The sequence below is a fragment of the Telluria sp. RB2R28 genome (assembly GCF_059685835.1).
The window spans coordinates 144,303-168,491 of sequence record NZ_JCASIK010000003.1; the positions used below are offsets into that span (position 1 = coordinate 144,303).

At 65.3% G+C, this 24,189-nt stretch carries 16 protein-coding genes; 3 read left to right on the forward strand and 13 right to left on the reverse strand.

Going from position 1 to position 24,189, the window contains the following annotated elements; genetic code table 11:
* The first annotated feature begins 146 nt into the window (after nucleotides 1-146).
* Nucleotides 147-2,570, forward strand: a complete 2,424-nt coding sequence (locus AC56LV_RS12980; protein ID WP_499558184.1) for a TonB-dependent receptor plug domain-containing protein — start codon at nucleotides 147-149, stop codon at nucleotides 2,568-2,570.
* A 191-nt stretch (nucleotides 2,571-2,761) separates the two neighbouring features.
* On the opposite strand, the gene AC56LV_RS12985 is transcribed toward AC56LV_RS12980, so the two are convergent.
* From AC56LV_RS12985 to AC56LV_RS13030, 10 genes are all read right to left on the reverse strand, one after another.
* Nucleotides 2,762-4,297, reverse strand: coding sequence for a hypothetical protein (locus AC56LV_RS12985; RefSeq protein ID WP_499558186.1), 1,536 nt, complete (start codon nucleotides 4,295-4,297; stop codon nucleotides 2,762-2,764).
* Nucleotides 4,294-6,381, reverse strand: a complete 2,088-nt coding sequence (locus AC56LV_RS12990; RefSeq protein WP_499558188.1) for a hypothetical protein — start codon at nucleotides 6,379-6,381, stop codon at nucleotides 4,294-4,296. The genes AC56LV_RS12985 and AC56LV_RS12990 overlap by 4 nt, the downstream gene beginning before the upstream one ends.
* Nucleotides 6,365-7,348, reverse strand: coding sequence for a BatA domain-containing protein (locus tag AC56LV_RS12995; RefSeq protein ID WP_499558190.1), 984 nt, complete (start codon nucleotides 7,346-7,348; stop codon nucleotides 6,365-6,367). The genes AC56LV_RS12990 and AC56LV_RS12995 overlap by 17 nt, the downstream gene beginning before the upstream one ends.
* Nucleotides 7,349-7,354: 6 nt before the next feature.
* A complete protein-coding gene (locus AC56LV_RS13000; RefSeq protein WP_499558192.1) occupies nucleotides 7,355-8,239 on the reverse strand; it encodes a DUF58 domain-containing protein in 885 nt (294 codons plus the stop codon).
* A 14-nt stretch (nucleotides 8,240-8,253) separates the two neighbouring features.
* Nucleotides 8,254-9,258 (reverse strand): AAA family ATPase, encoded by a 1,005-nt coding sequence (locus tag AC56LV_RS13005; RefSeq protein WP_499456405.1) that lies wholly within the window; start codon nucleotides 9,256-9,258, stop codon nucleotides 8,254-8,256.
* A 3-nt stretch (nucleotides 9,259-9,261) separates the two neighbouring features.
* Nucleotides 9,262-9,885: a DUF4159 domain-containing protein gene (locus tag AC56LV_RS13010; protein WP_183554362.1), complete on the reverse strand. Its 624-nt coding sequence runs from the start codon at nucleotides 9,883-9,885 to the stop codon at nucleotides 9,262-9,264.
* Nucleotides 9,886-9,900: 15 nt separating this feature from the next.
* Complete coding sequence (locus AC56LV_RS13015) at nucleotides 9,901-11,238, reverse strand: TldD/PmbA family protein (protein ID WP_499558194.1); 1,338 nt, start codon at nucleotides 11,236-11,238, stop codon at nucleotides 9,901-9,903.
* Between the two features lie 10 nt (nucleotides 11,239-11,248).
* Nucleotides 11,249-12,886, reverse strand: coding sequence for a TldD/PmbA family protein (locus AC56LV_RS13020; RefSeq protein ID WP_499558196.1), 1,638 nt, complete (start codon nucleotides 12,884-12,886; stop codon nucleotides 11,249-11,251).
* A gap of 70 nt (nucleotides 12,887-12,956) precedes the next feature.
* Nucleotides 12,957-14,291, reverse strand: a complete 1,335-nt coding sequence (locus AC56LV_RS13025; RefSeq protein ID WP_499558198.1) for a TldD/PmbA family protein — start codon at nucleotides 14,289-14,291, stop codon at nucleotides 12,957-12,959.
* A 12-nt stretch (nucleotides 14,292-14,303) separates the two neighbouring features.
* On the reverse strand, nucleotides 14,304-15,938 hold the full coding sequence (locus AC56LV_RS13030) for a TldD/PmbA family protein (protein WP_499500454.1): 1,635 nt from the start codon (nucleotides 15,936-15,938) through the stop codon (nucleotides 14,304-14,306).
* Between the two features lie 351 nt (nucleotides 15,939-16,289).
* Here AC56LV_RS13030 and AC56LV_RS13035 point away from each other — a divergent pair, with 351 nt between their 5' ends.
* Nucleotides 16,290-17,075: a class I SAM-dependent methyltransferase gene (locus tag AC56LV_RS13035; protein ID WP_499558200.1), complete on the forward strand. Its 786-nt coding sequence runs from the start codon at nucleotides 16,290-16,292 to the stop codon at nucleotides 17,073-17,075.
* Nucleotides 17,076-17,182: 107 nt separating this feature from the next.
* Nucleotides 17,183-18,763, forward strand: coding sequence for a S1C family serine protease (locus AC56LV_RS13040; protein ID WP_499558202.1), 1,581 nt, complete (start codon nucleotides 17,183-17,185; stop codon nucleotides 18,761-18,763).
* A gap of 54 nt (nucleotides 18,764-18,817) precedes the next feature.
* On the opposite strand, the gene AC56LV_RS13045 is transcribed toward AC56LV_RS13040, so the two are convergent.
* From AC56LV_RS13045 to AC56LV_RS13055, 3 genes are all read right to left on the reverse strand, one after another.
* Entirely contained in the window at nucleotides 18,818-20,446 is a 1,629-nt protein-coding gene (locus tag AC56LV_RS13045; RefSeq protein WP_499558204.1) for a serine hydrolase, read from the reverse strand.
* Nucleotides 20,443-22,299 carry a M1 family metallopeptidase gene (locus AC56LV_RS13050; protein WP_499558206.1) on the reverse strand — a complete coding sequence of 619 codons (1,857 nt, stop codon included), beginning with the start codon at nucleotides 22,297-22,299 and terminating at the stop codon, nucleotides 20,443-20,445. Before AC56LV_RS13050 ends, AC56LV_RS13045 begins: the two co-directional genes overlap by 4 nt.
* A gap of 102 nt (nucleotides 22,300-22,401) precedes the next feature.
* The gene (locus AC56LV_RS13055) at nucleotides 22,402-24,018 is read right to left on the reverse strand and encodes a CehA/McbA family metallohydrolase (protein ID WP_499558208.1); all 1,617 of its coding nucleotides are present in this window, start codon (nucleotides 24,016-24,018) and stop codon (nucleotides 22,402-22,404) included.
* Nucleotides 24,019-24,189: the final 171 nt, after the last annotated feature.

Here is a 24,189-nt window from a genome sequence, read left to right on the forward strand (position 1 = left end):
TCTTTTGTACGACGCATTTGCTGTAGAGACACCTTCGTATTTACTTATTTCACATGCTTTATCGTTGTCACCCCAACCCCGTTGCTAAGATTAAATAATGCTCTGATAACAGGGCGACATAAAAATCGATGAAAAGGGGACAGAGGATGATGAAACAAACACTGCCACGACGCGCCCTGCTGGCGTCGGCCCTGTTGGCGGCGCTCGCACCAGCCAGCGCACAGGAAGCCGACAGCAATATGTCGCAAGTCGTGGTGCTCGGCTCGCGCACCCAGGCCAAGACGGCGCTCGATACCGCCGTGCCCGTGGGCCTGATCAGCACGAAAGACATCCAGTCGGCCGGTACGCTCGAACTGGGCAAGGTGCTGCAAGACCTCGACCCGTCGTTCAACTTCACGTCGACGTTTGTCAGCGACGGCACCGACATCATCCGCCCCGCCACGCTGCGCGGCCTCGGCCCCGACCAGTTGCTTGTGCTGATCAACGGCAAACGCCGCCACCAGCAGGCGCTGGTCAATGTGCAGCAAACGATCGGCCGAGGCTCGGCCGGCACCGACATCAACGCCATCCCGCTGTCGGCGATCCAGTCGATCGAAGTGCTGCGCGACGGCGCCGCCGCCCAGTACGGGTCGGACGCCATTGCGGGCGTCATCAACATCATCCTCAAGAAGGGTGTCGGCAACGGCATCGTCAGCGCCAGCGCCGGCACGACCGACGAAGGCGATGGCGACACCTACTCGGCCAGCGCCAGCCGCGGCTTCGCGCTGGGCAGCGACGGCGGCTACCTGAACCTGTCGGTCGAAGCGCGCAAGCGCGACGAGACCAACCGCGCCGGCCTGGACACGGCGCGCGTGAATCCGCCGCGCGTCACGCAGCGCCTGGGCGACAGCAACGCCAAGGATTACTACCTGTGGATGAATTCCGCCCTGCCGATGGGTGGCGGCGAGCTGTATGCGTTCGGCGGCGCCTCGAAACGCAAGGGCGATTCGGGCGGCTTCTTCCGCCCGAAGGAAGATGGGCGCAACGTGCCGGCGGTGTATCCGGAAGGCTTCCTGCCGAACATCGTCACCACCGTGCAGGATGCGTCGCTCGCCGTCGGCTACCGCCACGACCTGGGCCGCGACTGGTCAGTGGACGCGAGCGTGAACCACGGCCGCAGCCAGCTCCAGTTCCACGAACGGAACTCGATCAACGTCAGCTACTGGTACGAAAACGGCGAATCGCCGCGCGAAGCCGACACCGGCACGCTCAAGTTCGAGCAGACCACGTTCAACCTCGACTTCAAGGGGCCGGTGAACCTGATGGGTGGCGAGCTGTTCGTCGCTGCTGGCGTCGAGTGGCGCCGCGATAATTACGAGATCGAGGCAGGCGACCCGGTCTCGTACCAGTACGGCCGCACCAACAACCCCGCCATCATCATCCGCGACCAGACCGGCGGCATCGCCGCATCGGGCATCCAGGGCTTCCCGGGCTACACGCCAGCAACGGCGGTCGACCAGGGCCGTCACAACACGTCCTTCTACGTCGACCTGGAACGCAAGTTCGGGCCGGATGTCTCGGTCGGCGCGGCAGTGCGGCACGAGCGCTATTCGGACTTCGGCAACACCACGATCGGCAAGCTCAATGCGCGCTGGGACCCGAGCCGCTCGTTCGGCCTGCGCGGCAGCGCATCGACCGGCTTCCGCGCGCCGGGTGTGCAGCAGAAGTTCTACAGCTCGGTCTCGACCAACCTGAATTCGGCCGGCGTGCTGACCGAAACGCTGACGGCGCGCGAAGACAGCGCCGTCACGCGCGCCTTCGGCATCGCACCGCTGAAAGAAGAAACGTCCAAGAGCGCCAGCATCGGCGTGATCCTGCGGCCAACCACCACGTTCTCGCTGACCGCCGACGTGTACCGCACCAGGATCGATGATCGCATCGTGTTCTCGAGCACGATCTCGCCAGAGTCGGGCGCGTGCGCAACGCCTGCCGCGTGCCCGATCCGCGCGATCCTCGATCCGCTGCGCGTGGGCCAGGCCCAGTTCTTCACCAATGCGATCGATACGTCGACCACGGGCCTGGACCTGGTGGCGCAGCAGACCATCCGCGGCCAGGGCTCGACCCTGGTGCTGTCCGGCCAGCTGGGCTTCAACAAGACCGAGGTCAAGGCGCGCAATTCGCAATCGCCCGTGCTGACGGGCGCGCAGCTGTTCGACGATGCGCAAGTAACGCTAATCGAACGCGGCCAGCCGCGCAAGCACCACGTGGTATCGGCCGACTACACGGCCGGCGCCTGGAACGTGACGGGCCGTGCGAACTACTTCGGCGAAGTGCAGGGCCAGGGCTTCACGGCGCCATTCGTGCAGACGTGGGAAGCCAAATGGATCGTCGACCTGACCGGCCGCTACACGTTCAACAAGAGCCTGAGCCTGTCAGCGGGGATCAACAACCTGTTCGACACCTACCCAACCAAATGGGACCCGGTACGCGCAGCCCCCTTCCCGCAGCTGGGCTTCACGTACTGCTGGGAGACCTGCCCATTCGGGATGAACGGTCGCACGGCGTATGTGAAGGCGGATTACACCTTCTGATGAAAACAGCGGGGGTCAGGTCTGACATTCGGACACGACCTCTGCAGTAGCGACTCAATTCAAGCCTGGAAGAGCAAAACAAAGGTGCGCCTTTGCGATCGATTTCTGCGTGGCTGTTGCACAGCCGTTCTGAAAACGCATCGCTAAAGTTGAGGCCGTGTCCGAATGTCAGACCTGACCCCGGCTTTTGTTTACTGCCGTTCGCGCCACCATAACAGCAGCATGGCCGCTGCGAAAGCGAGTGCGAATGGCCAGGATGGTGCGGGTCGTGTTGGTCCGTTCGCCGGCTGGATCTGCGAACGGGCCGCGTAGCGCGCTGTCGCGTCGCGCCGCTCGGCTGCCTGCCATTCGGGCCAGTCGTTCGTTGCGTACACGTAGATTGCATGCGGGCCGGCGTTCTGGTCCTGCAGGTGCAACCAGCCTGCCTTTTGCGGCCACAGCGCTGCGCATGATGCGTCGGCGCGGTCTGCGCGATGCTGCCAGCCCAGCGACTGCTTCAGAACGGGAAGTGTCAGCTGGCCGCTGACGCCGCGTGCGCAGAGTTCCAGGCGCTGCCCTGCCAGCGGCATGTCGCCTGGCGCCAGCCATTCGGTCTTGTGCCGCTCTTCGACACCCACGCGGTCCAGCACGCCCTGCCACCACAGTGCCAGCGCGCGCGGCTCGGCGATTGCGTGGCGGTGCCATTCGGTGACGCCCAGCCAGGCGATGCGGCCTTGTTGCCAGCCGCGGGTCCAGACCATGTTGTCAGTGCCGCGCCATGGGCCGGCGTCGCGCGATGCGGGCAGCAGCGAGGCCACCGGCATCTCCAGTGGCGCATCAATCTTCGCGCCCAATGGCTGCGCGCGCAGCGGCAGTTGCAGCGTGCGTGACCAGACGCCCGGATCGTTCGCGTTGCCGCCCAGGACCAGCAGCGGCATGCCCTTGGCCACGCGGTCCAGCAGCGCGGTGCGTTCGCCGGCCGCCATCCGCTCGAAGCGGGCGGCGTCGATCACCATCAGGTTGGGCGACGCCATCTCGGTGCGCGGCGCTTCGGTGCGCGTGATGGCGCGGCCCAGCGTGACTTGCCAGTCGAGCAGCGCGCCACTGGTGGTCAGCAGGTCGTTCAGCACGCGCAGGTCGAACGATGGCGCGCCGAAGCGGCCAACGACCTGCAGCGGCGCCGGCGCGTGCACGGTGAACGGGACCGGGCCCTCGGCAATCACCTTGTCCTTGGCGTCGAGCAGCCGCGCCTTGAGCACGACGCGCTCAGCCACCGGCGGCATCCAGTCGACACGCAGGTCGCCGGTGCCCCGCGCTTCTGCCAGCTGCTGGCCATTCTCGGCCAGCAGTTGCAGCCGCGCGTCGGTCTTGTCGTCGCGCTTGACCGTCAGCGTGAACTGGCGGCCCAGCGCCACCTGGCTGGGGAACACCAGCCGCAGCGCGCCGCCGCGTGGCGCTTCCCAAGCCAGCGGCCGTGCCGGCAAATCGTTCCACTCGGCGGCGCGCAGGCCATCGCCTTTCAGCGTCAGGCTGTTCACACCCTCCAGCGACGCCGGTGGCGCGGCCGGATCGATGGCCAGCGTGCGGCTGCCCTCGCCCGGCATGCGCAAGTCCAGCGCGAACAGGCCCAGGCTCGCGGCGGCGACGATGACCAGCAGCGCATCGAGCCACTGGCGGCGGCGCAGATACAAGCCGGCGCTGACGATGCCTGCCACGAGGATGGCGGCGATGAGCCACTGCTGGTTCATGGTTTGGTCGCTCCATCAGCCGACTCGCGCCAGCGGCGCGCGAACGCCGTATCGACGCTGGTCTTCGCCTGCAACAGCACCTGCCCCTGACCCGCGCCGGAACGCAACCAGGCGCGCAGCACCGGGCGGCAGGCGATGCAGCCGTCGGCCACGTCCTGGATCGCGCGCTGCGCCGCCAGGCGCTGCTCGTCCTCGACCAGGCGCGTGCGCACCCAGTCGTTTGCTGTGCGCATCCACAGCGCCGGCAGCGCGGCCTCGCCCGACAACGCCTGCACCAGCGCGCGTAGCTCTTCCGGTAGCGCCGCCGCCTGGTCCCCCTGCGTGCGGCGATAGCTCGCGGCGCCGTCCATCTCGCCGGTCATGCGTTTTTCTTCCTTGATCGGTGGCGGCGTGAAGGCGGTCTTGTGCAGGTAGATGCGCTCGGCCTGCTGCAATTCCTTGATCGCCTCCAGGGCCTTATGCTCGGGGGCCAGCGCGCTTTTCGGCGTGACCGCGCGCAGCGATTTTTCGGCGTCCCACATCGCGACCAGCGCGCGCCGCAACACCTTCTTGGTGCCTTCGTCGTACATCGTTGCGTTCTCGGCTTCGTCGTGCGCGTGGCCGTAGGTTGCGAGGATCTGCTGCGTTTCGTTGACGATGCCGCCCTTGCGCTGATTCGGTTCGCCGTGGTCGTGGTCATGGCCACCGGGCGCATGGTCGTGGCCCTCGTGGCCTTCTTCTTCGGCAGGCTTCTCGGCGGCGCGTGGCGCCTTGGCCGCTTCTTCGCCGAACAGCGTCGACTCTTCGCCCAGGAACTGGCCATAGCGGCGGCGCAGCTGCGCCTGGTCGTCGCCGATCCGCTCGCTGCGGTCACGCACGTCGGCCGCTGCCAGCTTCGTGCTGCGCATGTCGGCGATCAGCTGCTCGGTGTCGATGATGATCTGGCGCTGGCTGCGCAGCGACGCCGGCTTCACCAGCGATGGCATCGCTGCGCTCTCTTCTTCGGCTTCCTGCTCCGGCGCGGGCCGGCGCACCGTGTACGTGGGCGACTGCACGGTCTGCGCGCGGCCCGCGTTGTCGGTCGCGCGGACGAAAAAATACAGCTCGTCGCCCGGCTCCATCGCCAGTTCGTTCAGGGCCCACGTCTTGGACCAGTTACGCAGCTTGGGATTGTTTGACGCCGGCAGCGGCATCTCGCGGTCCGTAAAACGCACGTTCTCGCCGCTGCCCTGCGCGAGCGTCATGTGCAGCGTCGCGCGGGTGATCCGGTAGTCGTCCTTCACCTGCACCGTCATCGTGGTGCCCGTCGCGTTGTCGCGCAGGTCCTGGATCATCTGCGCCGGGGCGCTGATCGTGATCTCGGGCGGCGCATCGGGAATCACGCGCAGCGTGTGGCGCGCGCCGCGCCAGCGCCAGACGACCGATTCGGTGGCCGTCCAGCGCGCGCACTGGTCACCCGGTTCGAGTGTTTCACCGTTACCCAGCTCGATTTTGTTGTTGCCGCCCGTGCCACCGGTCAAGCACCACGTCACGACCGTCTGCTCCGGCACTTGCAGGTCGCGCGGCGCCGACGTGGATGCCGCCACACCCGTGTAGGCAGGCGGCGCGAGCTTGAGCGTCAGGCCGGCCAGCGTGGCGGCGGTCGCACTGCTGACGGGGCTGGGCGGCGTGACAGCGCCTTCTTGCGCCGGCCGCGTGGTCGCGTACCACACCATCCCGGCGAGCACTGCGCTGACCAGCAGGATCGGCAGACCGCTCGATACATGCTGGCGCGCGATCTGGCGCAGCTGCTGGCGCGAGACGGCCGCATCGAGCCGCGCGAACAGGCGCTGCTGCTGCAGGCGCGCAATCGGCGTGTCAGCCGCGTCGAGCAGGGCAGCGCTGTCTTCCATCTCGGGTACGGCGCCATCGAGCCATGCTGGCCATTCATACGCCACGCGGCGGCGCAGCTTGACCCAGTCCAGCGCGCACCAGCCGGCCCAGGCCAGCAACCCAGGACCCGACGGAATGACCAGCCAGGGCAAAGCCCCGCCGATCCAGAGCGGCATGCGGCGCAGCTGGGCTGCGCGCCATACGCGTTTGGTGATCTCAACGCCTCCGTGCATGCGCGAGACTCCTTTCAAGAACGAACAAGCCAACCAGGATGGCCAGCAGGATGTCGCGCAATGCGCCGCTTGGCGCCGGTGCGTTGGCGCCTTTCGAGGCGGCGAACGTTTGCGACGGCAAGGTGTAGGTACGTGGCCCGATGTGCACCTGCTGCCAGGTGTCGAGCAGCGCACGCGCGGCGTCGACATCCTGCGGCGGCCATGCGGGGTGGTGCCACAGGCGCCCACGCGCGCTGTCGGCGTACTGCAAACCGTTCAGCGTGCGCGCCTTGGCCAGCTCGGGGAACGTCGCCGGGTTGGTCACCCACCACAGCGCCGCGCGCAGCCTGGCAGGTGGCGCCTCGGCGCGGTCCCAGATGATCAGGTCCGTCCTGGCGCCCGGCGCCTCATCCACGACGATCTTCTCGACACCATCCTGCGCCGCAAACAGGCGGCGCCAGGCTTGCGCTCGCTCGCTGGCGATGACCACATGCCGCTCCACGTTGGCCGGCGCGGTCGGCTGCGTGCGCACCGTGATGTCACGGCCAAACACCGGCTTCGTGGCCGGCATCGGTACGTCGCCCAGTACCAGCAGGCGCGCGTCGCCAGCCCACTCGCGTTCGTGCGTGTGCAGCCAGCTCAATGCCTGCGCCGCAGGCAGCGTCACGCGCTCGGCCTTCGTCAGGCCAGCCTGCGCCGCTTCGCGCTCGACCCAGACCGGATCGGCACCGGCGGTCACGACCACCGTGTCGCCGCGCCACGGGTAGACCGGGTCAGCCAGCCAAGCGATGAGCACCGCGAGTAACAAGCAGCGCACAAGCAGCAGCAGCGGATCGCTCCAGCGCCACACGCGCGTCTGTTTCGGCTCGGTGCGCGGCAGGAAGCGCGCGGTGGCCATGGGCGCGGCCTGGTTCTGCACGCGCTTGCGCCGGTGCCACCAGACCGGCAGCAGCAATACGGGAAGCGCAAACCACCAGAGTGCATTCATGGGCGATTACCTCGATGGCCGGCGCAGCCAGCGCCGCAGCACGTCGCCCGGCGCCTGCTCGATGGCGGCCAGCGTCAACGGCATGTCATTCTTGCGGCACTGGGCCGTCACCCGATCGAAGTGTTCCATGCGGTTGCGGCGGTAGCCTTCCTTCAGGTCGGCGCCAAAGCGGAACACCCCTTCGTCATGCTCTGGGTCGCGGTACGCCTGCGTGTCCGGGAAGCTGGCGTCGATCTCGGCCTGCGTCTGCAGGCACAGCACGCGCACGTCGTGGCGCATCTGGCGCAGCCGGGTCAATGCCAGCGACAGCGGCGACGGCCAGTCGAGCAAATCGCTCGCCGCATAAATCGCGCTGGGCGAGAGGGCGAAGTGCAGGCTGGCCTTGAGCGTTGCGGCGTCCGGCAACTGACCGGCGGGCGTGGCGCGCTGCAGTTGCGCCAGCACGCGCTGCAGATGGCGCGGGCCGCGATTGGCGGGCGTGAACGTCACCTTGCCGTCGCTCAGGATCACCAGGCCGAACGCATCGCCCTGGCGCTGCGCGATGGCGGCCACGCAGGCCAGCAGCGTGCGCGCGCAGGTCAGTTTGTCGATGCCCTCAATGCTGCGGCTTGGTTCGGCCATCGACGCACTGGCGTCGAGGATCAGCCAGACGGCGACGTGGCTGTCACGCTCCGCCTCGCGCACAAAATAACGGTCGGCACGCGCGGCCAGCTTCCAGTCGACGCGGCGCCACTCGTCCCCCGGCACGTACGAGCGGTACTCGGAAAACTCGACACCGGCCCCGCGCTCGCGCCCCGCGTGGATGCCGTGCCCGAGCCCGGCCAGCACGTGGCGGATCACGAGATCGAGCCTGGTCGTGTGCGCGATCAGCGCCGGATTCACGGACGACATTCTGCGATCGCCAATTACGCTACCTTGATCTCGCGCTGCAACGACTGCAACACGTCTGCGATGGCGATGCCGTCGGCTTCGGCCTCGAAGTTGCGCAGCACGCGGTGCGCCAGTACCGGCAGCAGCATCGCGCCGATGTCGTCGCGGGTCACGGCCAGCCGGCCCTGCATCAATGCGCGTGCTTTCGACGCCAGCACCAGCGCCTGGCCGGCACGCGGCCCGGCGCCCCAACCGATGTGCTTTTTGACCGCATCGACCGTGGTCTCGCTCGGGCGCGTGGCGCGCACCAGGCGCGTGGCATACCGCACCAGATGGTCACCGATCTCGATGTCGCGCACCAGTTGCTGCAGGCGCAGCAGCGTGGCGACATCCATCACTGGCTCGGCGTCCTGCAAACCGGCGTGCGTCGTGCGCGAGACCATCAGCACTTCTTCGTCTTCGGTCGGGTATACGACATCGATGCGCAGCAGGAAGCGGTCCAGCTGCGCTTCCGGCAGCGGGTACGTTCCGGCCTGCTCGATCGGGTTCTGCGTGGCCAGAACAAAGAAGGGCCGTGGCAGTTTGTGCGTCTGGCCGGCGAAGGTGACCGACCGCTCCTGCATTGCCTCGAGCAGCGCCGACTGTGTTTTTGGCGGCGCGCGGTTGATCTCGTCGGCCAGCAGCACTTGCGTAAACACCGGGCCAGGCTGGAAGCGGAATGCGCGCTGGCGCGTGGCCTGGTCCTCCTCGAGGATCTCGGTGCCGACGATATCCGACGGCATCAGGTCGGGCGTGAACTGCACGCGCCGGAACTGCATGTCGGTCGCCTGCGCCAGCGATTTCACGAGCAGCGTCTTGCCCAGCCCCGGCACGCCCTCGACCAGCGCGTGGCCACCGGCCAGCAAGCACGTGACGAGCAGGTTGACGACGTCTTCCTGGCCGATGATCACGCGCGCCATGCTGGCCTTGAGCTCGCCCACTTTTGCTGTCAGTGCAGCGATTTCCTGTTCGTCCCACGCTATCGAATTACTGTCAGCCACTGGTCATGCTCCCAACGCATATTGAATGATGTTCACTGCAAAGCGGGTGTTGTCCACCGCCAGAAAACGCTTGTTGCGAAAGTCGTAGTCCCATTCGCAACCATAGTCCTTGTTCGAGTACAGCACGCGCACGCGCCCGCCAATCTCGATCGCCTTCAGGTACTCGTGCACCAGGTCGTCGCCCCAGCCATTGAGCTCCATGCCGGTCGTGGGCGGGCCGTCCTCGAACTTGAAGAAGCACGAGTACAGCGGGTGCTTGTTCGGGATTTTCTTCAGTGCGTTCAGGCCGAAGATCTTCGCCATCTCGGCCTCGAACGACTTGGCGAACAGGCCGTCGATGTCGTGGTTGCAGTCGTCGACAAAGACAAAACCACCGCCACGCACATACTGTTCGAAGTTGCGCCGCTCCGCGGGCGTGAACTGCACCAGCTTGTGGCCGGCCAGGTAGCAGAACGGCGCCTGCAGCATCTTCGGGTCGGACAAGGCCACCATGCGCTCCGTCGTATCGACCCGCAACGTGGTGTACTCCACGAGGGAGTTCAGCACGTTGCTCGGCATGCGGACATCCACGTCCCAGTTGCCCGATTCGTACATCAGGCGTGTGAAGTAGAAGTCAAAACTGGCCATGGTTGCGCCCGACCGTCAGACCGCGTCCGACAGCGACGTGAAGTTGAAGTCACGCACCTTCATCGGCGGCAGCACCATCTGGAACGGCACCTCGTCGCCACCGATAATCTGGGGCTTGCCCAGTTCATCGATGTTATTCAGGATCGTGACCGGGCTCTCGTTGAAGCGGAAGTTCTTGAGCGGGTACTTGATCTTGCCGTTTTCGACGTAGAACGTGCCGTCGCGGGTCAGGCCCGTGAGCAGCAGCGACTGCGGATCGACCATGCGGATATACCAGGTGCGCGTGACGACGATGCCCTTCTTGGTGCCTTCGATCAGCTCTTCCAGCGACTTGGTACCGCCCGCCATGATCATGTTGCCGTGTTCCGCGGTGGCGCGCTTGCCGGTCTTTTGCGCCCAGTAGCGCGAGTAGTCCAGCGAAGCGATGCGGCCATCCTTGATCAACTGGGTGCGCTCGCGCGGCAGCAGCGATTCGTTGTCCCATGGCGCAACCGGTACGTCCTTGTCCCACGGATCGGCCCAGACATTGACCTGGCTGTCGAACAGCTTGTCGCCCAGGCGGTTGCCCCCGCCCTTCTTCGCCAGGAAGCTGCGGCCTTCGTCGGCCGAACGGGCCGAGAACCCGCTGAACATATTGCCGAGGATTTCCGACGTCGCCGCCGGCTCCAGGATCACCGTGTAGCGGCCCGGCTCCAGCGCGCGGGCATCGACCGAACGCAGCGCCTTTTCGATGGCGACCTCGGATGCTTCACGCGCATCGAAGCGCGCCGCATCGACGGCGGCGCGGGTGACCCAGCCCGATCCGCGGCCGTCTTCAGTGCGTGCGGTAAGGCTGAACGACAGGTCGGTGAAGTCCTGGTGGCCGAACACGCCGTTCGAATTGGCGATCGTCGAAAAGCGCGTGCTGTCGGTGAAGAAGCCCGCCGTGACGAGTTTCTTGGCGCGCGCCATCTCGATGCTGGTGGCGGCGACCGACGCCCGGAAGTCCGGGTCGATCGCTGCGGTGGCCGGCACGAAGGTGCTGCTGGCGCGGTATTCCTGCTTGCTGATCGCCGGCATGAACTCCGGGTTTTCCGGCGACAGGCGCGCCAGTTCTTCGGCGCGGCGCACGGCTTTTTCCAGCGACTTGTCGTCGAATTCGTTGACGATCGCGGTGCCGCTGCGTTTGCCGAAGGCCACGCGCACGACGAGCTGCATGTCTTCGGTCAGGCCGGCGGTCGAGACGCTGTTGCGCGCGAAGCGCACGTTGCCCACACGGCTGCCTTCGATCGACACGGTGCACTCGTCGGCTTTCGACATGGCGAGCACGCGGTCGGTGATGCGTTTTGCTTGGTCCTGATTGAGCGCTTTCATCTTGGTTTCCTCAGCCGATCTTGCGTGCGGTGTTGATGACATTGATGCCGTTGAAGCGCGTCGTGCTCGACCCGTGCGATACGGCGCTCACCTGGCTTGGCTGGCCCTTGCCATCGAAGAAGGACCCGCCCATGCGCCAATCGCGCTCGTCGCAGATCGCCGTACAGGCATTCCAGAATTCCTGCGTGTTGGCCTGGTAGGCCACGTCTTCCAGCGGGTTCGTGATCTTGCCGTTCTTGATCTCGTAGTACAGCGTGCCGCCGAACTGGAAGTTGTAGCGCTGCTGGTCGATCGAGTACGAACCGCGGCCCAGGATGTAGATGCCCTTCTTGACGTCGGCCACCATCTCATCCGGGGTGAGCCGGCTCTTGCCCGGCTCGAGCGACACGTTCGGCATGCGCTGGAATTGCACCGTGCTCCAGCTGTCGGCATACGAGCAGCCATGCGATTCCTTCTCGCCGATGATGTGGGCCTGGTCGCGCGTGGCCTGGTAGTTCACCAGCACGCCGTTGCGGATGATGTCCCACTTCCTGGCCGCGACGCCTTCGTCGTCAAAGCCGATCAGACCCAGCGAGCCTGGCGTGGTGCGGTCCGCCACAAAATTGACGCGCTCCGCACCATACTTGAATTTCTTGGTTTCCCACTTGTCGAGGCCCGCGAAGCTGGTGCCCGCGTAGTTGGCTTCGTAACCGAGCACGCGGTCCAGTTCCGTCGGGTGGCCGACGTTTTCGTGGATCGTCAGGAACAGGTGTTCGGGGCTGAGCACCAGGTCGTACTTGCCCGGTTCGACCGACTTGGCCGACAGCTTTTCGCGTGCCTGCTTGCCGGCCATGCGGGCGTCTTCGATGATGTCGTAGGCGTTCTTGTACAGGCTCGTGACGCCGCCGGCGGCGCGCACCTTGTTCTCGGGGCGCGCGTCGAAGTATTCATAACCCATCGACGCCGGGGCGCCCAGGCCACCGCGCGAGCGGAATTTGCCGCTCTTCTTGTCGACTGCTGTGGCATTGATCGGCGCCCACAGACGGTGGATGTCCTGGTCGATGTACGAGCCGTCGGTCGAGGCAAAATACTTTTGCTGGTTGATCTGGAAGAGCGACGCGGTCATGAAGTTCGCGCCCGCATCCAGGCCAGCCTTGTTGGCGGCGATCAGCATGTCGGCCTTTTCCTTGACCGGAATCGTGCGCCAGTCCTTCTTGAGCGGCGTGGCCCAAGCCACTTCGCCCACGCCCTTGACGGGCGCCAGGCGCACCGGCTCAGTCTGCAGCCTGGCGTTGGCCTTGGCAATCGCCACGGCCTGGCGTGCGGCACCGGCCACGCCGTCGGTCGTCATGTCGTTGGTCGAGGCGAAGCCATAGGCGCCGCCGGCGATCACGCGCACGCCGACGCCGCTCGATTCGGTATTGTTGATGCTTTCGACGTTCAGGTCACGCGTGATGACGAACTGGTTCAGGTAGCGGCCAATGCGCACGTCGCAGTACGACGCGCCGGCTTGCGTCGCCGCGTTCATCGCGGTGTCGGCCAGGGCCTTCTTGGCGCTTGCCGCCATCGGGTTGAGCAGGTCTTCGGCCGCGATCGCGTTGCCGAACACCGGAATGAACAGCGCGCCAGCGGTGCCGGCGCCGATATGCAGGAATTGTCGACGTTCCATGTGTGTTATCCGTTTGCGGTTGCGCTTCATTCCCGCGCTGGCGGGAATGACGGTGTTGCAGCGATGGGGCTTAAACCGCGTCCGACAGCGACGTGAAGTTGAAGTCGCGGATCTTCATCGACGGGATCAGCATCGAGTAGCGTGCTTCATCGGCGCCGATGACCACCGGCTTGCCGATTTCCTCGATATTGTTCAGCATCGACACCGGGCTTTCGTTGAAACGGAAGTTCTTGATCGGGTGCTTGATCTTGCCGTTTTCAACGTAGAACGTACCGTCGCGCGTCAGGCCCGTCAGCAGCACCGATTGCGGATCGACCATGCGGATATACCAGGTGCGCGTGACCAGCACGCCCTTCTTGGTATTGGCGATCAGCTCCTCTGTGGTCTTGTTGGTGCCGGCCATGATGATGTTGCCGGCCGCGCCCACCGCGCGCTGATTCTTTTGCTGTGCCCAGAAGCGCGAGTAGTCGAGCGCATTGATCTTGCCGTCCTTGACCAGCTCCACGCGTTCGCGCGGCAGCATGTTGTCGTCCCACGGCAGCACGGCGACATCCTTGTCCCACGGGTCGGACCAGATATTGACCTGCTGGTCGAACAGCTTGTCGCCCAGGCGGTTCTTGCCGCCGGCTTTCGACAGGAAGCTGCGGCCTTCGTCGGCGCGGCGCGCATCGAAGCCACCCAGCATGAAGCTGAGCAGGTCGGACGTGGCGGCCGGTTCCATGATGACCGTGTAGCGGCCCGGTTCCAGCGCCTTGGCGTCGACCGAGCGCAGTGCTTTCTCGATCGCGATTTCGGCCGCTTCGCGCGGATCGAATTTGGCGGCGTCGCGCGCCGAGCGCTTGACCCAGCCCGAGCCGCGCCCGTCTTCGGTGCGCACGGTCAGTGTGAAGTCCAGCGACGTTGCCACCTGGTGGCCGAACAGGCCATTCGAGTTGGCGATGGTCTGGAAGCTGGTGCGGTCGGTGAAGAAGCCGGCCGACACCAGGCCGCGCTTGCGGCAGCCTTCGATCGCATAGGCCGCAGCCTGCGCGCGGTATTCCGGATCGATGTCGGCGGTCTTCTGCACGAACGTGTCCGATGGCTTGTACGCCGTCTTGGCGATGGCCGGGATGAATTCCGGGTTGTCCGGCGCCAGGCGCGCCAGGTCCTCGGCGCGGCGCACTGCGCGCTCGATCGACTTGTCGTCGAATTCGTTGATGGTCGCGGTGCCCTGCTTCTTGCCGAAAGCGACCTGCACCTGGATGCGGGTGTCGTCGGCCAGGCCGGCGGTCGAGACGGCGTTGCGCGCAAAGCGGATATTGCCGATGCGGTTGCCCTCGATGTTGACGATGCATTCATCGGCTTTGCTCAGCGACAGCACGCGGTCGGTGATGCGTTTGGTTTGTTCCTGGGTCAAGATACTCATGTGCGCCCCTGCTTAGCCGATCTTGCGAGCGGTGTTGATCACATTGATGCCGTTAAAGCGCGTGGTCGACGAACCATGCGAGACGATGCTGATCTGCGGCGGCTGTCCTTTGCCGTCGAAGAACGAGCCGCCCATGCGCCAGTCCCGTTCATCGCAGATGGCACTGCAGGCGCCCCAGAATTCCTGGGTGTTCGATTGATACGCCACGTCTTCCAGCATCTGGCCGATCTTGCCGTCCTTGATTTCGTAGAACAGCTGGCCGCCAAACTGCGAGTTGTAGCGCTGCTGGTCGATCGAGAACGAACCGTCGCCGACGATGTAGATGCCCTTCTTGATGCCCTTGACCATTTCGTCCGGCGTCAGCTTGGTCTTGCCCGGTGCGAGCGAGACGTTCGGCATGCGCTGGAACTGGACCGTGTTCCAGCCATCGGCATACGAGCAGCCATGCGATTCTTTTTCGCCGATGATGTGGGCCTGGTCGCGCGTGGCCTGGAAGTTGACCAGGATGCCGTCCTTGATGATGTCCCAGCGCTTGGATTTGACGCCCTCGTCGTCGAAGCCGATGGCGCCCAGCGAGCCTGGCGTGGTCTTGTCGGCGAAGATGTTGACGATTGGCGAACCGTACTTGAAGCTCTTCGATTGCAGCTTCTCGAGCGTGGCAAAGCTGGTGCCGGCGTAGTTGGCTTCGAAGCCCAGCACGCGATCGAGTTCGGTCGGGTGGCCGACGTTCTCGTGGATGGTCAGCCACAGGTGCTCGGGCGCCAGCATCAGGTCGTACTTGCCTGGCTGGACCGACTTGGCGGTCAGCTTGCGCTTGGCGTCGCGGCCGGCGGCGCGGGCGTCTTCGATGATGTCATACGATTCGGTGTACAGCGTGGCGATGCCGCCGGCGGCCTTGATCTTGTGCTCGGGCCGCGCGTCGAAGTACTCGTACCCCTTGCCCACCGGGGAGCTCAGGCCCGCGCGCGAGCGGAACTTGCCGCTGGCCTTGTCGACCGCGGTGGCCGAGAACGGCGCCCACAGGCGATGCACGTCCTGGTCGATGTACGAGCCATCGGTCGAGGCAAAATACTTTTGCTGGTTCACCTGGAACAGCATCGACTGCATGAAGTTCGCGCCGCCTTCCATGCCGGCCTTGTTCGCGGCGATCAGCATATCGGTCTTCTCGGCGATCGGCACGGTGCGCCAGTCTTTCTTGATCGGGGTGCTCCACGACACGTCGCCCACGCCCTTGACTGGTGCGAGGCGCACCGGTTCGGTCTGCAGCTTGGCGTTGGCCTTGGCGATTGCCACGGCCTGGCGCGCCGCATTCGCGATGCCATCGGTCGACATGTCGGACGTCGCGGCAAAGCCGTAGGCGCCATTCACGATCACGCGCACGCCCACGCCGGCCGACTCGGTGTTGGCCACGTTTTCGACGTTCAGCTCGCGCGTGGTGATGAACTGGTTGAGGTAGCGACCGATGCGCACGTCGGCGTAGCTGGCGCCGGCCTTGGTGGCGGCGTTGAGCGCGACATCGGCCAGCGCCTTCTTGGCGGCCACTGGCATGCTGCTGGTGAGCTCTTCGGCAGCGATGGCGCGACCGAAAGGCAGCAGCATCGAGGCGGCTGCCCCGCTGCTGAGATTAAGAAAGGTACGGCGTTCCATGAGATCTCCTGAATAACCTTCGTCCGGGCAGCGGTTCCGCGAACAGCTCGGGCCGCTCTTGTAATTACAGCTCTTATGCTTTGGTTTTATGACAGATGAAAACGTGACAAACCGCGCAACCTTAGCAGCAACTTAAGACTTTGAATAGGCAAATGTTGTGCCACCTCAATGCACAAATTTGTACGTATCTTGCGCAGCTTCTTTTCTCCCGGCACCCCGTCAATACGGGCGCCAACGCTCACCACGCATGCATATGTGACGAATGCTTGACTGTGCGCCGCGCCTCCCGGATCATCAGCGCAGCGACGACGGCGCACCGCCCGTCGTCAACCATCATGGAGACCTCGCACGATGAAACGACTGATCCTGGCCGCAATGCTGGCAACCGGCATCGCCGGCGCCGCACACGCGGACGACGCCCTGAAATCCGCCATCGCCGGCGAGCACCGCGCCGCCGCCAACAAGGCCCGCGATGCGTTCCGCCACCCTTACGAAACCTTGAGCTTCTTCGGCATCAAGCCGACCATGACGGTCATCGAACTCTCGCCGGGCGGCGGCTGGTACACCGAGATCCTGGCGCCCTACCTGCGCGACAACGGCAAGCTGATTGGCGCTGCCGGTGCGCCGGAATCGCGTGGCGGCAAGGCCTATCGCGAAAAGCTGGCTGCCGACGCCAAGGTGTATGACAAGGTGATGCCGGTGGTGTTCGAGCCGCCGACCCGCTTCGAGCTGGGCGCGCCGAACAGCGCCGACATGGTCGTCACCTTCCGCAACCTGCACAACTGGCTGGGCGCGGGCGACGAGGCCGTGGTCACGACGCTGAAAGAAGTCCACCAGGTCCTCAAACCGAACGGCGTGCTGGGCGTGGTCGAGCATCGCCTGCCTGTCAAGATGACGCAGGATGCGAAGGCATCGAGCGGCTACATGCACGAAGCGTACGTGATCCGCATGGCCGACCTGGCCGGCTTCAAGCTGGCCGCCAAGTCGGAAGTGAACGCCAATCCGAAGGACAAGGCGGATCATGAAAAAGGCGTGTGGACGCTGCCGCCGGTGCTGGCCAACAAGGACAAGGACCGCGAGAAGTACATGGCGATCGGCGAGAGCGATCGCATGACGCTCAAGTTCGTCAAGAAGTAAGCAGCCTGCATGACGTGGGAAGGCCGAGGGTCTTCCCCGTATTTTCTTTTGCGGCGCACGTGTATATTCTTTCGGTTGATAGCCCTCTCGTGCAACCGAAGGAAACCATGAAGACTTTGCGATTCGCCGTTCTCGCGCTGGCCGTCTCCGGCGCGCTCCATGCCCAGGAAACCCCGCTGCCAGAAGCCCAGCCGGCCGCCGCCGCTGCCGTTCCCACCCCCGCCGTGCCAGCCGCCTCGCGTACGACCACGCCCGCTCCCGCCCTGCCTGCCGTTGAAAACTCGGTCGTCAAGATTTTTGCGACAGTGCGCCGGCCCGACCCTTACAAGCCGTGGACCAAATCAGCGCCAGCGGCCATCACGGGCTCCGGCGTCATCATCGAGGGCAAGCGCATCCTGACCAACGCCCACGTGGTGGGCTACGCCAGCCAGGTCGAGGTACAGGCCAGCCAGTCGGGCGACAAGGTATCGGCGAAGGTCATCGCGCTGGCGCGCGGGCTCGATCTGGCGGTGCTGGAGCTCGATGATCCAACCTTCTTCGACAAGCGCCCGCCGGTGCCACGCGCCGCCGTGCTGCCGGACGTGCGCCAGCAGGTGTTCGCCTACGGCTACCCGGTCGGCGGCAATTCGCTGTCGACCACCACCGGCATCATCTCGCGCGTGGAATTCGTCAACTACGGCGCCTTCAGCTCGGGTCTGCGCATCCAGATCGACGCACCGATCAACCCGGGCAACAGCGGCGGGCCGGTGATCGCCGGCGAGCGGATGATCGGCCTGGCGTTCGCCAACGTGACCAATGCGCAGAGCATCGGCTACGTGATCCCGAACGAAGAAATCGAACTGTTCCTGCGCGACGTGGCCGACGGCACCTACGACGGCAAGCCGCTGCTGCATGACAGCGTGCAGACGCTGGAAAGCCCGGCGCTGCGCCAGTACCTCAAGCTCGATAAATCGGTTGAGGGCGCGGTGGTGCACCGGCCGTACCGCACCGACGCCGCCTGGCCGCTGAAGGAGTGGGACGTGATCACGCACATCGGCGAGCATGCGATCGACAACCAGGCGATGGTCAAGCTGGGCTCAAGCCTGCGCGTGCGCTTCCAGTACCGCATCCAGCAGGTGGCAAAAAACGGCAAGGTGCCGATGTCGATCATCCGCGGCGGCAAGCCAATGAAGGTCGAGGTGCCCGCCACCGGCGCACGCCCGCTCCTGATCCCGGACCTGGATGGTGGCTATCCGTCGTACTTCATCTATGGCCCGGTGGCGTTCTCGCGCGCCACCAGCGAATTCATGGCCTTTGTCAGCGGCAGCGCGCCGGGGATGAATGCGTATGCGTTCAACGCCAGTCCGCTCGTGACGCAGCGCGGTGATTCACCGACACCCGAGCGCGAAGAGCTGGTCGTGATCAGCGCGCCGTTCTTCCCGCACAAGCTGGTGAGCGGCTACAGCAACCGCTTCGGGTCAGTCGTGGAATCGGTCAATGGCAAGCCAATACGCAGCCTGGCGCATCTGGTGGCACTGCTGCGCGACCTGAAGGACGAGCAGGTGGTGCTGAAGTTCGACCAGCGTTATGGCGAGACGATGATCCTGCCGCGCCAGGCGACACTCGATGCGACCGAGGCAATCCTGTCGGACAACGGGGTGCGCTCGCAGGGCTCGGACGACATGATGAAGGTGTGGCAGAAGCGGTAGGCCGCGCTGCCTGCACCATGACGACGCCCGCACCTGCATGCGGGCGTCGTCCGTTTACTTCGCCTTCTTCACAGGCGTGAAGAGCAGATCCTGGAAGTCATAGCTGAAGTCCGTCTCGGTCGATACGGGCTTCATGCGCAGCCGCTCGATCGTACCATCGGGCTCCAGCGAGAACGTCGCATATGCATCCGCGTTGAAGTTGCGCTCCTTCCAGCGCACGATGAAGGTGTCGTGCTGGAAGTGTTCCATCTCGCCCGTCAGATCCGGCGTGCGCGCGAACGACATCACCAGCTTGCTGCCGGCGCGTTTGATTGTCGCCTTGCCGTACCACGCATCTTCGTACTCGCCCTCGTAGCCCGCCAGCGCCAGCGACGGTTTCGACGCTTTCGCGCGACCCGTGCTTTCACCCTTCACGCGGGCTGCTTCCTTGGCGCTGGCCTCGTTCGCGATGTCGGCGATGCGGCCGATCCAGTCGGTCGGCGCGACGCCCAGGTAGCCATCGAGCAGGCGGTATTGCAGCGCATTGAGCGACGGGCCGCTTTCGGCGTTGGTGAAGATCGCAATCCCCAGCTTCGCTTCCGGCACCAGCAGCACGCGCGAATAAAAGCCCTGCAGCGCGCCGCCGTGCATCGCCACCAGCTTGCCCTGGTAGTCGCGCAGCTGGAAGCCCAGGCCGTAGGCCATGAAGTTGGGCCTCGTCGCCGCGAGCGACGGCTTGGGCTGGCTGACCGTCATCGGCGTTTGCGCCGTCCACATCTCGCGGGCCTGCTTGTCGGACCACAGACGTGCTTCCTTGCCACCCGCCCCCGCCGGCAGGCGGCCGTTATCGAGCAGCACGTTCATCCAGCGCGCGATGTCTTCGGCATTGGTGTTGATGCCCACCGCGCCGACGGCATTCGCCACCGGCATCGGCTTGACCACCGCCGCCTTGCCATTGATCTTGCTGTGCGGCGCCGACACGTTCATGCCGGCCGTGTGCGCGGCCAGGCTGGTGGTGGTGGCGGTCATGCCGACCGGATCGAGGATCCATTCGCGCATCGTCGTGCCCCAGTCCTTGCCGGACTTTTGCGCGATGATCTTGCCGGCCACGATGTAGAGCAGGTTGTCGTAGGCGTAGCTGCTGCGAAAGCTCGTTGCCGGCTTGATGTAGCGAAGGTTGTGGATGATTTCGTCGCTGGTGAAGGTGGTGGTCGGCCACCACATCAGGTCACCGGCGCCCAGACCCAGGCCGCTGCGGTGCGTGAGCAGGTCGCGCACCGTCATCTCGGCCGTCACGTAGCTGTCGTACATGCGAAAGTCGGGCAGGTGCTTGATGACCGGGTCATCCCACTTCAACTTGTCCTGGTCGACCAGCATCGCCAGGCCGGCAGCAGTAAAGGCCTTGGAGTTCGACGCGATCTCGAACAGCGTCTTGCCGTCGACCGGTGTCGGGTCGCCCAGCTTGCGCACGCCGAAGCCCTGCGTGACGACGACCTTGCCGTCCTTGACCACCGCGATGGCGATGCCGGGCACGTCGAAGGTCTTCAACACGCGCTGCACGTCGGCATCCAGGTTGTAGGCGGGGACTACTGCAGTGGTGGGCGCTGCCGCCGTCTGCGCGATGGCCAGGCCGGCGCCGCAGAACGCGACCAGCACCGCGCCGGCGATGTGTTTCAACAGTCCGCTGGAAGTGCGCGTCATCATGGCTTGCCCATCGCTTTGTCGACGCTCGATTGCGTCTCGGGGTGGTAACGCTCGCGCGCCTTCTTGTAGACGCCTTCCGCCCAAGTGCGGTCCTCGGCCTTTTCGCGCAGCGCGGCGTATAGCGGCACCACGAACTTCTGGCGGCCCACGCTCATCAGGAATGCTTCCATGTCCGGACGCACGTCACGGTAGCCGGCATGCACCGCCGCGCGGTAGAAGCGAAACGCCACTTCGTTGTTGGTCGACTTGGCCAGGCCATAGGCGCGGTCGAGTTCCGCCAGCTTGGCAGCGTCGGCCTTCTTGTCGATATCGTTCAAAAACTTCATCCACTCGACGGCGTTCCAGTTTTTGGCATTCAACTGCGCGGTCGATACCGTGCCCTTCGTCCAGCCGTCGATCGCGGCATTCAGTTTGGCCAGGCGCTCTGACACGACGCGCTGTCCGCTGGCCGGGATGCCCGGGCCATGGATCCACTCGTCGAGCTCCGCGTCGCTCATGATCCTGGGGTTCTTCGCCAGCAGCTGCGCGCGCAGGTAGGCGATGAACTGCTCGTTGGTCACGCTCTGGAACGCGTGCTCGTCGAACCAGCCGCGCAGGAATTGATCGAACGCGGCGCGGCCGGCGCGCTGCTCGAGCGTGTGCAGGAACCAGGCGCCTTTCGGATAGGCCAGCGAGGTGTCCGGGTAATCGGCCGCGTTGGTGTCGGCCTGGCGCGAGACCAGCGCCTGCTTTGCCGGCGGCAGGTCCTTGAGCATCTCGAGCGCTTCTTCCTGCTCGAGCTGCAGGTTCATCAACGCGACTTCCTTGCCGTAGATTTCTTCCAGAATGCGGGTGGTGACGTAGGTCGTGAACCCTTCGTTGAGCCACCAGTGCTTCCAGGTCGCATTCGTCACCAGGTTGCCCGACCAGCTGTGCGCCAGTTCGTGCGCCACCAGGTCGACCAGGCTGCGGTCGCCCGCGATCATGGTCGGGGTCAGGAAGGTCAGGCGCGGATTTTCCATGCCGCCGATCGGGAACGATGGCGGCAGCACCAGCATGTCGTAACGCCCCCAGCGATACGGACCGTACAGCTTCTCGGCCGCGGCGACCATCTTCTCGGTGTCGGCCAGCTCGTACTCGGCCGCCTTGATGCGCTGCGGCTCGGCGTACACGCCGGTGCGCCCGCCCAGTGTGCGCGCTTCGAGCTCGCCGATGCCGATCGCCAGCAGGTACGATGGGATCGGCTGCGGCATCGTGAATTTCCAGCCGCCCTTGCCGGTCGCCTTCATGTCGTTATCGGCGCTCATCACCACGCGCAGGCCTTCCGGCGCCTCGATGCGCGCGGTGTAGGTAAAGCGCACGGCCGGCGTGTCCTGGATCGGCACCCACGAGCGGGCATTGATCGCCTGCGACTGGCTGAACATGAACGGGTACTTGCCCGACATCGTCTGCACCGGCTGCAGCCATTGCAGTGCGGTGGCCGTCGGCGCGGTGCGGTAATGGATGCGTACCTTGGTCTGGCGGGCCGGCAGCTTGATCTGCAGGGGCTGGCCTTTCTCTTCATCGAACTTGCCGAGCGTGTAGGCGGCCTTGCGCCAGGCGCCCTTCGCGTCCTGCGCTTCGATCTTCGAGATTGTCAGCTCGCGCGTGTCCAGGTCGAGCGTGGTCGCGTTCTTGTCGATCCAGTTCAGCGTCAGCTCGGCGTAGCCGCCCAGGCTTTTCTTCGCGAAATCGGCTTTCAGGTCCAGGTGCAGGGCCGTGGTCTTGACCTGGTCGTATTTGGCGTAGCTGAGGGGATCGAGCGCGAACGCGTAAGCGCTCCACGCGCCCAGGAAGGCTGCGGTGGTGGCGCGCAGCAGGGTGCTTTTGTTCATGGTCTCTCGCGGATAATGACAGCCCGGCCGGGCTGAAGGCCGGAGCAGAATAGCATGGGCGTCAGGCCGGCGAAAGCGCTGCCGGGCCACGCTGATCCAGTGTCAATACGCCAACGCTGCCTGCGTCACCCACACCGGCGCGGACCACAGCATGTTGCCGTCGTCCTGCGTGACCTTCGCATAATAGAAGTGCGCGCCCGGCGCCGGCGTGATCGTGGTCTCGGCCTGCTGCGACAGGCGCGTGACCTCGCCGTTGCGGCCCGGGACGCCTTCCATGATCGCTACCGCCGCGACCTGCCGGCCAGCGGCGCTGGCGAAATTCGCCGTCAAGGTGAGCGGCCCGCGGTTGGTGAACTGCTCACCCATCACGTGGCCATTGGCCGTCAACACCAGCTGGGACGCCTTGTCCATCGTCGCGAACACGCGGCGCGCCCTGAACGCGTCGACCAGACTGGCGCGGTTCAGCGCGACGCCCGTTGGCAGCAGCACCCCGGTGCGGTTGCCGTACGACGCGCCCCAGTTGGCGCAGTGGTTGTCCTGGTTGGTGCTGAAGGCCAGCCGGTAGCCCGCTTCGAGCAAGCGGTTGCAGGCCCCTTCGAAGCTGCTGCGGCGGGTTTCGGTCTCGGTCACATTGTTCGAAAACGCGCTGGTGTTCATCACTTCGCACAGCACCATCGCGGCGCCGCCATCCTCGGTATAGGCGAGCGGCACGCCGTCCACCTGGAACTGGCCCGCTGGCGCCGGATGGTTGAACTGGCCCACCCAGCCGCGCTGGCGCATCAGCGCATACAACGCCGCGTAATCGCTGCGCGGCGTGATCGTGTCGGCGAACGGCGCCCCATTGGCGTTCGTCTCCCAGCCCAGCAACTCGTCGCTGTTGAAGATATTGATATGGCCGCCCTTCTCGATGACGCCCCACTCGAGGCCATACAGCGCCAGAAAGCCCGGATGCTGCGCCGAGAACATGCTGGCGGCGGCCAGGCCCGCGCGGTACAGGGCACGGGCGGCAGCCGGGTCGGCATTGGGCGCGCTGCCTGGCGAGCCGTCGAACATATGGTTGTGTTCGGACGCGACGAGGATGTCCAGGCCGCGTCCACGGGCATAGGCAAAGGCATCGGCAGGCCCATACGGCGCCGACTGCGGCCGCTGGGCGCTCCGGCAGCTGGCGACATCGGCGCCGCCGTCGCTGTGGTTGGTCTGGCTGTGCAGATTACCCAGCCAGACGGTATAGGGCAGCGCGCCGGGGGCCTGCACTGCCCCCGGCATGAAGGCACCGGGCAGCGGTGCAAAGGCGGGCGTGGCCAGTGCGCGCGGCGTGCCGACTGCGATCTCCCATTCCTGGTCGATCGCATCATGTTCCGCGCGCTGCACCAGTGCGCGCAGGCGCACGCGATAGATGCCACCCGGCGCCGGCTGCTTGCCCAGGCGGCCCGACCAGGGCACCGCCACCGTGATCTCGTCACCGGTCAGCGTCACCTTGCCGCGCCACCGCAGGACGGTCTGCCCGCCCGGTGCGCGCAGGTCAACACGCCAGTGGACGTTGGCCGGCTGCGCCAGGCCGGGATACGCGAACGTCAGCGTGAACGTGCGTGCAGCCAGCGCGCCAGGCTGGAAGGGCGCATGCAGCGTGGCGTCGAATTCCTCGTGTTCGGCAGGGCCGGCGTTGGCCGGACTGCAGCACAACGACAGGGCAAGGATGGGCAGACAGGCGGTTTTCATGATGACAAGCTTGCAACTCTGCTGCCCTGTCACCTTGCGCCATGCGTGCAGTACGTTGTCATCCTGACCACTAAGCTTGATCTGTTTCAAAGAAGACAAGTGCACCAAGCCCTACGGCAATACCGTTCAGGTAACACAGCCGGGGTCAGGTCTGACATTCAGACACGATCT

Coding starts and splice junctions, on each gene's coding strand:
- AC56LV_RS13050 (WP_499558206.1), bottom strand. CDS start 22,299: ATGAACAAAAGCACCCTGCTGCGCGCCACCACCGCAGCCTTCCTGGGC.
- AC56LV_RS13015 (WP_499558194.1), bottom strand. CDS start 11,238: ATGAAAGCGCTCAATCAGGACCAAGCAAAACGCATCACCGACCGCGTG.
- AC56LV_RS12985 (WP_499558186.1), bottom strand. CDS start 4,297: ATGAACCAGCAGTGGCTCATCGCCGCCATCCTCGTGGCAGGCATCGTC.
- AC56LV_RS13030 (WP_499500454.1), bottom strand. CDS start 15,938: ATGGAACGCCGTACCTTTCTTAATCTCAGCAGCGGGGCAGCCGCCTCG.
- AC56LV_RS13020 (WP_499558196.1), bottom strand. CDS start 12,886: ATGGAACGTCGACAATTCCTGCATATCGGCGCCGGCACCGCTGGCGCG.
- AC56LV_RS12980 (WP_499558184.1), top strand. CDS start 147: ATGATGAAACAAACACTGCCACGACGCGCCCTGCTGGCGTCGGCCCTG.
- AC56LV_RS13035 (WP_499558200.1), top strand. CDS start 16,290: ATGAAACGACTGATCCTGGCCGCAATGCTGGCAACCGGCATCGCCGGC.
- AC56LV_RS13040 (WP_499558202.1), top strand. CDS start 17,183: ATGAAGACTTTGCGATTCGCCGTTCTCGCGCTGGCCGTCTCCGGCGCG.
- AC56LV_RS13055 (WP_499558208.1), bottom strand. CDS start 24,018: ATGAAAACCGCCTGTCTGCCCATCCTTGCCCTGTCGTTGTGCTGCAGT.
- AC56LV_RS13010 (WP_183554362.1), bottom strand. CDS start 9,885: ATGGCCAGTTTTGACTTCTACTTCACACGCCTGATGTACGAATCGGGC.
- AC56LV_RS13025 (WP_499558198.1), bottom strand. CDS start 14,291: ATGAGTATCTTGACCCAGGAACAAACCAAACGCATCACCGACCGCGTG.
- AC56LV_RS12995 (WP_499558190.1), bottom strand. CDS start 7,348: ATGAATGCACTCTGGTGGTTTGCGCTTCCCGTATTGCTGCTGCCGGTC.
- AC56LV_RS12990 (WP_499558188.1), bottom strand. CDS start 6,381: ATGCACGGAGGCGTTGAGATCACCAAACGCGTATGGCGCGCAGCCCAG.
- AC56LV_RS13000 (WP_499558192.1), bottom strand. CDS start 8,239: ATGTCGTCCGTGAATCCGGCGCTGATCGCGCACACGACCAGGCTCGAT.
- AC56LV_RS13045 (WP_499558204.1), bottom strand. CDS start 20,446: ATGATGACGCGCACTTCCAGCGGACTGTTGAAACACATCGCCGGCGCG.